At 58.1% G+C, this 13111-nt stretch carries 11 protein-coding genes; 6 read left to right on the top strand and 5 right to left on the bottom strand.

Annotated features, from left to right (window positions below):
* Positions 1-371 precede the first annotated feature (371 nt).
* On the bottom strand, positions 372-1418 hold the full coding sequence (locus G5137_RS13175) for an NAD(P)H-dependent flavin oxidoreductase (protein ID WP_421255511.1): 1047 nt from the start codon (positions 1416-1418) through the stop codon (positions 372-374).
* A 131-nt stretch (positions 1419-1549) separates the two neighbouring features.
* The gene (locus tag G5137_RS13180) at positions 1550-2191 is read right to left on the bottom strand and encodes a ribonuclease T2 family protein (protein WP_421255512.1); all 642 of its coding nucleotides are present in this window, start codon (positions 2189-2191) and stop codon (positions 1550-1552) included.
* A 197-nt stretch (positions 2192-2388) separates the two neighbouring features.
* Here G5137_RS13180 and G5137_RS13185 point away from each other — a divergent pair, with 197 nt between their 5' ends.
* Positions 2389-2949 (top strand): carbonate dehydratase, encoded by a 561-nt coding sequence (locus tag G5137_RS13185; RefSeq protein ID WP_005335471.1) that lies wholly within the window; start codon positions 2389-2391, stop codon positions 2947-2949.
* 80 nt (positions 2950-3029) lie between these two features.
* Here the strand turns inward: G5137_RS13185 and G5137_RS13190 are convergent, their stop codons facing one another.
* Positions 3030-3938 carry an SAM hydrolase/SAM-dependent halogenase family protein gene (locus G5137_RS13190; protein WP_021229492.1) on the bottom strand — a complete coding sequence of 303 codons (909 nt, stop codon included), beginning with the start codon at positions 3936-3938 and terminating at the stop codon, positions 3030-3032.
* A 198-nt stretch (positions 3939-4136) separates the two neighbouring features.
* On the opposite strand from G5137_RS13190, the gene G5137_RS13195 reads away from it, so the two are divergent.
* The 3 genes from G5137_RS13195 to G5137_RS13205 all read left to right on the top strand — a co-directional run bounded on the left by G5137_RS13195 (position 4137) and on the right by G5137_RS13205 (position 7575).
* Entirely contained in the window at positions 4137-4601 is a 465-nt protein-coding gene (locus G5137_RS13195) for a hypothetical protein (protein ID WP_421255513.1), read from the top strand.
* Between the two features lie 156 nt (positions 4602-4757).
* Positions 4758-6227: a GGDEF domain-containing protein gene (locus G5137_RS13200; RefSeq protein WP_421255555.1), complete on the top strand. Its 1470-nt coding sequence runs from the start codon at positions 4758-4760 to the stop codon at positions 6225-6227.
* A gap of 97 nt (positions 6228-6324) precedes the next feature.
* Positions 6325-7575 (top strand): DEAD/DEAH box helicase, encoded by a 1251-nt coding sequence (locus G5137_RS13205; protein WP_216979423.1) that lies wholly within the window; start codon positions 6325-6327, stop codon positions 7573-7575.
* 84 nt (positions 7576-7659) lie between these two features.
* Here the strand turns inward: G5137_RS13205 and G5137_RS13210 are convergent, their stop codons facing one another.
* Positions 7660-8931, bottom strand: coding sequence for a hypothetical protein (locus G5137_RS13210; protein WP_139406937.1), 1272 nt, complete (start codon positions 8929-8931; stop codon positions 7660-7662).
* 286 nt (positions 8932-9217) lie between these two features.
* Here G5137_RS13210 and G5137_RS13215 point away from each other — a divergent pair, with 286 nt between their 5' ends.
* Positions 9218-10642, top strand: a complete 1425-nt coding sequence (locus G5137_RS13215; protein ID WP_421255514.1) for a DASS family sodium-coupled anion symporter — start codon at positions 9218-9220, stop codon at positions 10640-10642.
* Positions 10643-10746: 104 nt separating this feature from the next.
* Here the strand turns inward: G5137_RS13215 and G5137_RS13220 are convergent, their stop codons facing one another.
* Complete coding sequence (locus tag G5137_RS13220) at positions 10747-11511, bottom strand: CphA family subclass B2 metallo-beta-lactamase (protein ID WP_421255515.1); 765 nt, start codon at positions 11509-11511, stop codon at positions 10747-10749.
* A 676-nt stretch (positions 11512-12187) separates the two neighbouring features.
* Here G5137_RS13220 and G5137_RS13225 point away from each other — a divergent pair.
* Entirely contained in the window at positions 12188-12928 is a 741-nt protein-coding gene (locus G5137_RS13225; protein WP_201907653.1) for a DUF2971 domain-containing protein, read from the top strand.
* Positions 12929-13111 lie beyond the last annotated feature (183 nt).

Below are 13111 nucleotides of genomic sequence, written 5' to 3' on the forward strand. Positions count from 1 at the left end.
TGCTGCGGGAGTGGAATTCTACTCAACCGCCTTCTCGAGTCAAGCCTTATTTTCAAAGGCTTTTCGAGGTTACCGACTTGGCTTTCTGCGTTGCCGCTTGCCCTGTCGATGGACGCGCATTATAGAGATCCAGCTCACATTGGCAAGGCTTTACCGCAATAAAATTGCAAAAAAGTGCAATTTCTTGGTTATTCATATCAATGCACAGCCTTTATACAGACTTATCCACAGGGGGTGGGTGAAATGCGGGGTTTTGTCTCCGGATAAGCGCCTCACAAGGGGACAGGCACTCATCCATCATCGCAGCACCGTCGCGTCCGACGCACTGCACCAACGGCCGCTTCTATATAAAGAGGCTTATATAGCAGTGCTTATCCCAATCCAGCCTCTTTGACCCAGCACGCTATCAGCTCGCCAGCGGGAAGATCCCGGCAGCCCGATACATTCTGGCCAGCCCAGAGCGGAGAGAAGCCACTGTCCCCCGCCTTCTCGGCGGCGGCACGCAGCGGTGCCAGTGCGCCACTGGCATAGGGGAAGTGAGGGGCAAGATCCGAGAGCGGGCCCAGCTCACGCATCAGACGGTTGACGATCCCCCGCGCCGGACGGCCACTGAACAGATTGGTCAGTGCCGTCTGCTGGCCCTCTGGTGAATGGATGGCGGCGCGATGCAACGCCGAGGTGGTCGCTTCATGGCAGCAGAGAAAGACGGTGCCCATCTGCACGGCACTCGCCCCCATTGCCAACGCGTTGGCGATCCCCTTGCCATCGACGATACCGCCAGCGGCAATCACCGGCAGATCGGTCACCGCGAGGATCTGCGCCAGCAGGGTCAGGGTGCTCTGCTGCAAGGCGAGATCATCGGAGAGGAAATGACCGCGATGACCGCCCGCCTCCAATCCCTGAGCGATGATGGCATCGGCGCCGTGTTGAGCCAGCCATACTGCCTCCGCCACCGTGGTGGCACTGGCAAATACCTTGGCCCCCGCAGCCTTCACTTGGACAAGCAGCTCGGGCGCGGGCAAGCCGAAGTGAAAGCTGACCACCGCCGGTCTGAACTCAGCCACCATGGCGGCATGATCCTCATTGAAAGGGGCACGGCTTGGCGCCGTCGTAACAGCTGGGGGCTGTACGCCGAACTCGGCGTAGTAGGGAGCAAGGCGCTGCTGCCAGCGGGCTAGTGCAACGGGATCCGGTTCCCGTTGCCGATGGCAGAAGAAGTTGATGTTAAATGGCCCAAGACCGCTTTGGGCAAGACGCCCCAGTTCGTTGCGTAGCTCCGCTGATGTGAGCATGGCGGCAGGCAAGGAGCCCAAGCCGCCCGCACGGGTCACGGCCAGCGCCAGCTCGCTACCCTGCACACCGGCCATCGGTGCCTGAATAATGGGATAACGCATCCCCAGCTCGGCAAACAGGCTCATCCGTTCACCCCGAGCAGCATTGCCCGCTCTTGCGGGCCAAACCGGTTGTTGCCATCCATCTGTCAGACTCCTTTCCGATAACCGTGGTTACACATCAGGCCCGCAAGGGGCCTGATGAAGAGAGTGGAGGCTTAACGCACGCTGCGCAGCAGGAAATCCGGCTGACCGCAGGAGCGGCGCTCGCGCTTTTGCATCTCGGCGGAGCAGGTGACCGCATCTGTCCCCTCTTTATTGACGCAGATGTAGATCTCCCGCAGGAGGCGGCCACCATCGGCGCAAGCCACCGTGATGTTGTCGGGGGCTAGCCACTCGTTGGCGCTCGCCAAATCGGCCTTGAGCTGGAAACTGGTTTTGCGCAGCGGCTCTTCCGGGGATTGATAAGCCGCCGGGATCTTCACCTTCTGGCGCAAATCGCTCGCCAGCTGATGGAAGGCCTGCTGGCTCAAGCCGGAGCAGGTGCCGTGCTTCTCCCACTCATGGCGATAGAGGAAACGACTGGGGTAGAGGTCGGCAAACTCACTCTCCATATCGGGATTGAGCCGTTCGCGGGTGCAACTGCTGGGATAACCGCGATCGTACTGGGGCCAGAGACCGTGCAGCACAAAGCCCAGCTTGCGGGAACACTGGTCCCGATCCGCCGGTTTGACGGCGCAATGCTCGGGCGACCAGGAGAGCGCCATGGCGTAATAGTCAAACTCCCCCGCCTCCCCTTTGGCCTGCACGGCCGAGGAGAGCAACAAACCACCCGCCAACAGGGCAATCATCTTCTTCATCTTTATATGTCCATTTCAACCAACTCGGGAATGGCTGCAATGCTCCCATATTCCAGCGCGCGGAAACAGTGATCCCGCCAAGGCTTGCGACAAGGGTCAGACCACTTCGGGGTTTCACCAGATAATAACGAGGCGTAAGCTGGCATCCTGGCGCCGGGTGCGCCACCGCATCATTTCAAGCAACCACAGGATGTAACATGATCCGCAAGAATCCCTCCGGCCATCTGCCTGTCATCGACGAATCCGCCTATATCGACAAGACCGCCATCATCTGCGGCAAGGTGATCATCAAAGAGAATGTCTTTGTCGGCCCCTATGCGGTGATCCGTGCCGACGAGGTGGATGAGAGTGGAGATATGGAACCCATCGTCATCGGCGCCAACTCCAATATCCAGGATGGCGTGGTGATCCACTCCAAATCCGGCGCCGCCGTCACCATCGGCGAGTACACCTCCATCGCCCACCGCTCCATCGTCCACGGACCGTGCGAAGTGGGAAACCGGGTCTTTATCGGCTTCAACAGCGTGCTGTTCAACTGCCATATCGGTGACGGTGCCGTGGTGCGTCACAACTCGGTGATCGATGGCTGCGATCTGCCGCCGGAATTCTACGTCCCCTCCACCACCCGCATCAACCAGCAGAGCGATCTGACCCATATCCCGCGGGTTTCGGTAGATGCCGCCGAGTTCTCCGAGGACGTGGCCCACACCAATATCGATCTGGTCAAAGGGTACAAGGCGCTCTCCAACGAGTTCTGATCCCTTTCTTTATTAACAGAGAACAAAACGGGCGCCGAAGCGCCCGTTGCTGTTTCTATCTCTACTTATATATGTGCGGGTCAGGAGCACTTCTTCAGGCTGATATGCCAGTTGGCACCGGATTGCACCTGATGCTTGGCGGCGAAGCTGTCCATGTTCAGCGCCACCGACACCTGCAGCAGGCTGTTGAGGTAGACCAGCGGCTGACCTTCCGGCACGTCACCGAAGCTGCTGACGTAAGGGGCCTTGCCGTCATATTTGACCACATCCCCTTCGCGGATCTTGATGCAGGCGTTATCCCCCTTGTTGATCCCCGCCTTGGTCAGCAGGACATCATCGATATTGGTCCAGACGTTGCCGTACTGCACATCGAGGATCGGGATGGTGCCCTTGAGGGTGCCATCTTTCTCGGCGACCGCAGGCTGATAGGGGATCTTCACCACTTCGGCAGGCAGCAGCGGGCCAACCTGCTCATAGCTGATGGCGCCAGAGGCGAGCCGTGCGCCCGTATAGGCGTACACATCGCGGCCATGGAAGGTGTAGGACTTCTCGGAGCCCTTGAGGCGGTTGAGCTTCTCATCGATCTGGCGCACCGCCTCGATGCCGAAGTGCTCGGCCACCAGGGTCAAAGTGCCATTGTCCGGGGTCACGATGTAGTGGCCGCTCCTGGTCTTGAGCACTACTGACTTGCGCTCGGTGCCGACACCGGGATCAACCACGCTGACAAACACAGTCCCCTTGGGCCAATACTGCAGGGTCTGGTAGAGGCGGTAGGAGGCTTCCCAGATGTTGTAAGCCGGGATCTCGTGGGTCAGGTCATAGAGCGGCAGAGTGCGGTCCACCCCGAAGGCAACCCCCTTCATGGCCGACACGGCGCCATCTTTGAGGCCGAAATCGGTCTGGATCACCAGCGCTTCGTTGGCGGCGGCGATGCCGCTTGCCAGCATGAGAGCGAGCGCGATGGCACGGGGAGCGGTGCGAATATCCATATCTGAACTCCTGAATCATCTGAGGATAACGAAACGGCGAAAGCCATTTAGACATCCAGACTGCCACCAATGAATTTTTTTGCAAGGGGTTTGCCACAAAGTGAGGGACGACTCGCAGAAATTGTGCTCGCCAAACGGCGACAGCAGGGGTATCAAAGGCGGAATGGGAAAACGTTTACAATACAGGAGCTCAGCACCATGACACAACCCGAACCGGAGATGATGACCCTGCTGCTGGAGGTTGGTGAACAGAGCAGTCAGCTCTGGCTGAGCCAGCCAGATGCGGCCCCGTCACACTACCCGCTGGCCTTTGGCACCCACGCCATCCAGCCAGGACCATTTCGCCACGCGCCGCCCACCCCGCTCGAACTGGAGCGGGCCATCATGGTGGTGGAAGATGAGCTGATGCGCATCGCCCCGCAGATCCCGCCCGGCTTGCAGCTGACCCTGCGCAGCCAGCCATCACTGGCCGAAGCGCTGGGGGACAACCAGCTCGACCGGGATCTGGTGGAGCAAGCCTTTGGCCAGCTGGCCGCCATGGCGGAAGGGGATCCCCTCGCAGCCAGCTTGCTGCCACGCGACGAGCACTTTGCCGCCGTGCTGCTGATCGTCAGGGAGTGGCTGCACCATCTGGCTAGCGAGAGCGTGCTGATCGTGGAGTAGGGATAAATAAGTGGTGAGGTCTTCAGCTTCAGGCAAGGTTTGTCGGTGGATCCTGTCGGGATTTCATTCGCGTATACTTTGCCCGTATGGCGCCCACGCCCCTATCGGTACTCTAACCAGACACCTATGACCTTATTTTCAGGTAACCCCCCAGCCTTGCGCTGGCCACCGGCGTTTGCTCGCCAGTTCATCGTCAAAGTGGCCGGATTGGCCCTGCTCGCCCTGACCGGGTTGGGCACTGTCTTCTACTACACCTATCTCACTATCCAGCACGACATGGATCTCATCACCGCCAGACAGAAGAACGTGTTCGAGGTCTTCTACCAGCGAGCCAAAATCCTCAAGGTGGAGAACATCACCAGCTATCTGGCACAACACCATCTGCTCGATCAGCCACCGCCCCCGAATAGCATTGGCAGCGACTATCTCTACGGGTATGACCTCAAAAGCAAATACCGCTTTGCCGATATTCCGCTGCGATACCCGGCCGCCAATATCCTCAACACCTTCCGCTATGCCCTCTCCTATCCGGAGGTGATCAACATCTACACCATCTGGAATGACTACCGGCTGATCGGCATGGTGGCCGACAACAATGTGCTGCCCGCCAGACTGGCGCCGATCAAGGTGGATCTGATGACCCTGCCCGCCTGGTATCACTACTTCGGTTGCGCCAGCTTTGCGCCCGGCCGCCCCTTGTGCAGCGCCGATGAAGCCTTTGTCTCCGATATCGAGATCGACAGCTTCAGCATGCGCAACACCATAGTGATGTACTTCCCCTTCATTCATCAGTCGGGGCGCGGCGGTTACAAATACGGGCTGCTCGGTATCGATATCGCCGTCGATGAAGCATTTAACGATGTGTTGCGCCCCTTCGATACCATCAACCCGACCCGCACCAACATATCGTTTGAAGCCGCCGAGCCCTGCAGCCCGAGGCATCTCTGCCTGAGCAAACCCTTTATGCGCACCAAGGCGGGGGATGATCTCTATCTGAAGTGGTCCTACAGCGGGTTCGATTTCGTCAAGCTGGCCCTGCATGGCGCAGCATTCAAGGTCTATCTCATCGTGCTGTTGCTGGGCATGGTGGCCTGGAAGCAGATCTACCTGCGGCTGCGCACCCTGGCGCACACCGACCACCTGACTCGGCTGCCACGCAGGGATGTGCTCTGCCAGAGTCTGCTCCATGAGCACGACTACCTGATGATCCTGGATATCGACAACTTCAAGTCGATCAACGACACCTATGGCCATGGCGTCGGGGATCTGGCACTGGTCGCCTTTGCCCGCCACCTCAGAAGCAATATCCGCAAGGTGGACAGCCCCATCCGTTGGGGCGGCGAGGAGTTTATTGTGCTGTTCAAGGGGATGGAGGATGACGAGATAATGATCCACTCCGCTGGCCGCCTGCTGGATCGCCCATTGGGGATCCCCGAGCTGCCCACCCCCATCACCTTCTCTGCTGGGGTGATCCGCATTCGTGACTATCTCACCGTCACCGAGGCAGTGCATCTGGCCGACGAGCTGCTCTACCACGTCAAACAGCACGGCAAGCACAACATCGCCTGCTACGAGGGCAAAAAGATCCGGCTGATCCGCCCGTTGCCGGACGACGCAGAGGCATAGCCGCCTTCTGCCGCTCCCCCAGCTTCTGTTACCATCGCGGCCACGATCACTCATTGCATCGCGGCCGCTGGCCACGATAACCCCGACTGGTGCCCCTATGTCCACAGCCTCCTTTGCCGAACTGGCCCTCTCCCCCCGTCTGCAGCAGACCCTGACCGAGCTCGGCTATGCCGCCCCCACCCCCATTCAGGCTCGTGCCATCCCCGTCATTCTGGCAGGGCGGGATCTGATGGCGGGGGCCCAGACCGGCACCGGCAAAACCGCCGCCTTTGTGCTGCCGCTGCTGGAGCAGTTGCTGGCGCAGCCGCAAGCAGAATCCCCGCGCCCAATCCGTGCGCTGGTGCTGGTGCCGACCCGCGAGCTGGCGGTGCAGGTCGCCGAGAGCGTCGCGCGCTACGGCCAGGGGACAGGTCTCACCAGCACGCTGGTCTACGGCGGGGTGAGCATCGCGGCGCAGGTAGAGGCGCTTCAAGCCGGGGTGGATCTGCTGATCGCCACCCCGGGCCGTTTGCTCGACCATCTGCGTCAGGGGGCCTTGAGCCTGGATAGCCTGCGCCATCTGGTGTTTGACGAGGCCGATCGCATGCTCGACATGGGCTTTATGGACGAGATCAAGGCGCTGCTCAAACAGATCCCGGTGGATCGCCAAACCCTGCTCTTCTCCGCCACCTGCGACGACAACCTGTTTGCCCTCTGCAAGGTGCTGCTGCGCGACCCCGAGTTGATTGAAGTTACACCGCGCAACACCACGGCGGCCGAGGTGGAGCAGCGGGTCTACACGGTGGACAGCGATCGCAAGCTGGCGCTGGTCGAACACATGCTGAAAGTGAAAAGGTGGGCACCGGCGCTTATCTTCAGCCGCACCCGTCAGGGGGCGGACAAACTGGCCCAGCAGCTTGGCAAGACGGGCATCAATGCGCTGGCCTTCCACGGCGATCTGTCGCAAAGCGCGCGGGAGAAGGTGCTGCTGGAGTTTCGCACCGGCACCTTGCAGGCGCTGGTCGCCACCGACGTGGCGGCCCGCGGCCTCGATATCACGGATCTCAACTATGTGATTAACCTCGAGTTCCCGTTTGTGGCCGAGGATTACGTCCACCGTATCGGTCGCACAGGCCGTGCCGGCAACAAGGGGCTCGCCATCACCCTGTTCAGTCCGGAAGATGCCCCCCTGTTGGAGAAGGTGGAAGCTGTGCTCGACACCCGTTTGCCCCAGCAGTGGTTTCCGGGCTTTGAGCCAGATCTCACCCGCTTCGAGCCCGAGCCGCGTCGCAACAGCAAGGCGGCTCAGAAGCAGCGCGCCAGAAAGCAGGCCCTCGCTGGCAACAAGGGTGGCAAGGGCAAGCGTTAAACCTCCCCTGCGCCGCCAATAAAAAAACGCCCGCACGGGCGTTTTTTGTTATCTGACAGGAGCCTGCTCTTGGCGAGTAGCACCCTAGCGGGTCGCCAGCACCAGTGGCAGGGATCGCAAGATCTGCCGCTCCGCCAGGGTCGAGAGAATAAACATCACCATATAACCGAGCCCCAGCGCCACGATAATCGCCACCACGTTGGCGGTGAACTCGGCCACCAGATAGTAGGCGGCGACCAGTGCCACTATGCCCGCCAGCCGGATCAGCAAACTCTGGGTAAAGTGACCGTGAGCCTTGATATAGGCGAGCTGATAGCCGTTAAGCATCATAAAGATAAAGAAGATGGAGAAGTGGAACAGCACAGGCACCGCCCCCACGTAGTCGGCGGGGAAGAACAACAGCACCAGCGGTTTGCCCGCCAGCAGCATCAAACCAAAGAACGCCAGACTGACGATGGCGGAGAGGCGGAAGATCCAGCGGCGAATAAGCCTTATCTGGCGGTGATCGCCGTTGCGCAGATTGACCGCCAGCTCAGGCAGCACAAAGCGGTAGATGGGGAAGACAAACAGGGTGGTCATATAGGTGAAGATGGGGCGAACCACCACCTGAAAATCCCCCAGCTCGTCGATGCTGAAGTGGCGGATGGTGAGCAGCACAGTGATGTAAATCATCAGGATGCTGGCCCCCGCCTCCAGGGATGCGGTAAAGCTCTTCTTCACATAGCTCACCATCTCGGGGCCGAGCGCTACCTTGGCCAGCGGCCTGGTGGCGATGGCCCGACGGCGCGAAACATACATATAACCGGCGATGGCGAGCGACGAGAAGGTCAGCCCGTAGAAGAGCGAGGCAAGCGCATCCATCCCGAGCCCGAAATAGCAGGCCATAAACAGCAGACCGTTGGCCAGCGGCTCCAGCCAGGTGACCCGGTTGGAGAGCTGATACATCCGGTACATGGCCACCAGATTGGTGAAGTAGACCTTGAGCCCCAGGCCGAAGATGACCCCCACCAGTTGCAGATACTCCACCCGGATATGGAGCCCGTGCTTGATATAGGGGATCACCGCCCCCCAGGTGAGCAGCACGATGCCGATGAGGAAGTAGCGAAAGATATTAATGATGTCCCGATCGTTCTTGGTCTGGGAGTAGCTCACCACCATGGAGGAGCGAAAACCTGTCATCAGGATAAAGGAGAGGGAGATCAAATCCACCACGCTGTTGAACAGCGCCAGCTCCCCCTTGGCGACCCACTGCGCCAGCCACACCTTGAAGGCGAAGCCGATAACGATGCTGACCAGTGAGGCCCACATCCCGGTGATAAAGGCCTGCTTGAGGCGCGCGAGAGAGGCGTATTGCATAACGAAAATGGATAACTTTCAGGGAAAAGAGAGAGGGCCATCTTATGAAAGCCCACCCGTCTTGAACAGCCTTAATCCCGCCAGCCCCCCAGGTCGCAACGACTCCTTCACTCACCTCTTCATCAACCCGAGCTCACAAAGCCAAAGACGCCGTTAAAAACAGCCGCAATTAATCGAATGCTCATTTGGTGTAATTGATGGATTTGGCATCCACCATTACCCCTCTTATAGTAGGGCCGAAGCGGCCTCAATCGCTCCCTCCCTACTCATTCCGGACAGGAATCTTATGAAAAAACTCACTCTCGCCCAGCTCGCCGCACTCGTGACCGTGCTGCTGGCTATACTCTGCTGGCAGCTGCCAGCCCCGGCCGGACTGGCACCGGCGGCCTACCACACCGCCATTCTGTTTATCGCCACCATACTGGTCATCGTCACCAACATAGCGCCGACCGGCTATATCGCCATCCTCTCCCTCGGGCTCTACGCCGTGCTCCATACCGGTGGCGAAGCGACCCCCAAGGCGGCCATCGAAGGGGCGCTGGTCGACTTCAACCACCCGCTGATCTGGCTTATCGTCATCGCCTTCATGATTGCCAGCGCCTTTGCCAAGACCGGTCTTGGCAAGCGGATCGCCCTGCTGCTGCTCAGCCGCTTTGGCCAGTCCACCCTGCGCTCCGCCTACTGTCTGGCGGTTGCCGACTTTATTCTGGCCCCCGCTACTCCGAGCAACACGGCCCGCGCCGCCATCGTCGCCCCCATTGCCGACTCGCTGGCCAAGACCATCAACAAGGATGACCGCAAGCTGGGGCAGTTCCTGCTCTCCAGCGTCAGCGCCATGAACGACGCCTCGGCGGTCGCCTTCAGCACCGGCTTTGCCGGCAATCTGGCGCTGGTCGGCATTGCCGCCAGCGTCGCCGGGCTGACGGTCGGCTTTCGCGAGTGGGCGCTCTATCTGCTGCCGCCCGCCATCGGTCTGCTGCTGATCATGCCGCTGGTGCTCTATCTGGTGATCCGCCCCGAGACCCGCGACACGCCGGATGCCCCCCGCTTCGCCCGCGAGGAGCTGGCCAAAATGGGCCCCCTCTCCCGCCATGAGAAGAGCCTGCTCGGGGTCTTTATCGGTCTGGTGGTGCTCTGGGTTGGCGGCAGCAATCTGGGGCTGGATGCCACCACGGTCGCCTTTCTCGGTCTGGCCGCCCTGCAGCTGCTCGGGGTGCTGAACTGGAACGATGTGAAGGGCAACAGCGCCGCCTTCGATACCCTGATCTGGTTCAGCGTGCTGATGGGGATGGCCGACAACCTGAAACGGGTCGGCTTTACCGGCTGGCTGGGGGATGAACTCTCCGGCTTTATGCACAGCACCCTCGGCGGGCTCGGCACCATTCCCATGCTGCTGGTGGTGATGGGGCTCTACCTCTTTACCTCCTACGCTTTCGCCTCGGCCACCGCCAAGGTGGTGGCACTGGCGCCGGTGATTGCCGGGGCCCTGCTGGCGGTCGGCGTACCTGCCGAGCTCGCCATCTTCAGCATCGCCGCCATCACCAACGTCGGCTGCAACCTCGCCACCTACTCCCACGCCCGCATCCCGCTGCTGATGGGGATGGGCTATCACACCAGCGCGGAGTGGATGCGCATCGGTCTGGTGATCGCCATCGTGGGCTTTGCCGTGGTGATGAGCATCGGCCTCACCTGGTGGCAGAGGCTGATCTGATAGCAAAAGGGCCCGTAACGGGCCCTTTTGCATAGAGGGTGTGCAGCGTTGCATACCGGCGCTGCGCTTGCCACAAGCGGCGGCATTGTTAAAAACAGCGCGGGTCAGCTCTGCGGCGCCGCCTTGATCAACTCCTCGTAGTGATCAATCAGCTCGGGGCCATGCAGCGGCGAGTCGTGACCGCCAATCACCGTCTTGATCGGCAACTTCATCGCTTTAAGCCGCTCGATGGTCTGCGGATAGGCCTTCACATCGGCAAAGCTCAGGTTGCCCAGCTTCTCCTTGAGGATGCAGTTGCCATAGAGCACCTGCTCGTCGGGGAAGTAGACAAAGATGCCGTCTGGCGTATGGGCCGGTCCCGCATAGAAGGCGCGCACCTTGCCCTCTTGCAGGGTGAAGTCGCCATCGTGCACCACGTTGGGCAGCACCAGCGGCAGATCCGGATACTCCGGCAGCCCCTTGCGGGTAAAGGCGACAATCTCGGCCCAGTCGCTCTTCATCAGATCCCGGGTCTGGCGGGTCGAGACCACCTTGGCGCCAATGGACTTCCAGTAGGCGTTACCACCCGCCCGATCGGTGTGGTAGTTGGTGTTGATCACCTCCAGCACCGGCTTGCTGCTGACCCGTTTGATCAGCTTGTGCAGCTCGCGGGCGGTATCCGGCGTCCAGGTCGCCCCCACCACCGTCACCCCCTTGGCCCCGAAATAGACCATGGAGTTCTCTTTGACGTAGTAGTTGTCCTCCACCACATAGACAGGGCCGCTCACCTGCTTGAGGGAGATCCCCGCCGCCCGCACGCTGCCGCCCCAGAAACTCGCCATCAGCACCACGGCTCCGGCCAACCCGCATTTCATCCAACCTTTCATCATCTTGCTCCCTCGAACCAATCGCCCCCTCGCCACCCCTGTGGCAAGCCGGGCCTTTTAAGCAGTGAGCAGAAGATACGGGGGATTTGTGAGGGGAAAATGAGGTTGTGTGAAGTCTGAGTGAAGTCAGGATCAATCTGCAGCGACCCACTATTCGCGAACGTCCGAATACGCTGCGCCATTCGAACCTGTAACACAGATAGCGGCCCCTCACCCTAACCCTCTCCCGAGGGAGAGGGTTAGGCCCGTGCCAATTCCAAACTCTCATCCCCACCCGAACCTCGTACGTAAAGCACAATCAGCGGAGCCTATTTGCTCCCTTCTCCCCTTGCGGGAGAAGGGCTGGGGATGAGGGGGAGGTAACAATAAGCCACATCATGTAGGGTCGATTAGCGCAGCGTAATCGTCCGCATACCGCCACGCACCGAGTCATGGCAAGACCGCTAATAAATTCCAGATATCAGCAGCCTCTCGGCCACGACCTGTTCGCGATCGTCAGAATCCGCATCTCTAATCTACTGCCCTGCATCATTCCTGCATTATAATCCCCTTCATTAAACAATATTTGTAACTCGAAAGGCTGTATATGTTTCAACATTTGAGAGAGCATAATAAGTACTTGTATCACTACACTAGCACTCACACAGCTATAAATTACATTCTGAAAAATAAAACACTAATGTTTAACTCCCTACGAGGAACCAATGATCCCAAGGAGTCAAAAAATTGGAAATTTGATTTCCATATTTTAGAAAACATCTCGCCTTCTCATGATGAATCAATAGAGTTATGGCAAGAAATATCAAACGAGATAAAAACAAAATGTAAGGTTCTTTGCTTTACAAAAGACATGCCACATTTAGGAAAAGATTTCCTGAATGATATATACCTTAGAGGCTTTGCAAAACCAAGAATGTGGGCTCAATATGGGGATAATCATAAGGGGGTCTGTCTAATATTTGATAGGCAACGCATTGAAACTCTGTTAAAAGAACAATATAGCTCTATAGCAGATTTATATGCAAGTGACATTAAATACAAAAACACTTTATTGAAAGGGGATATATTTAAGAGCCCTTACACTTTGAACTATCCACTTCTAAAAGAGATTGGAATAACAGAGTATGTTCGTCAACACATTGACGAATACAACAACGAACTGATTTTTGAAAAATCTTTGGATTGGCGAGATGAAAATGAATTCCGCTACTTAATGTATATTGACTCTACAGAAAACCAATTCCTTAAATTTGGTAACGCTTTGAGTGGCATCGTTTTTGGCACTGATACCACTGAGGAAGATCAACGTTCAGTATTCCAGGCCACATATAAAGAGGGGATTCAATTTGAGCAAATCAGTTATTCTAACTCTACACCTTGGCTTTCGTATAAAGATTTTCGCATTTATAATAGAAAGTGAAACACCATACAAACATCGAGAGCTCAATTATTTTAAAAGCTGGATGAAATTCGTATTTCATCGTTATTTATATGAATATTGTCGGACGTTAACCATCCCGAAATTGAGCCAATTAGTCAATCACTGTCAGCTTTTAATTCTCCCTGCACTAAAAATAAAAAACCACCCGCATAACGGGTGGTT

It is taken from the genome of Aeromonas sp. 600282 (genome assembly GCF_049175755.1).
GTDB lineage: Bacteria > Pseudomonadota > Gammaproteobacteria > Enterobacterales > Aeromonadaceae > Aeromonas > Aeromonas veronii_A.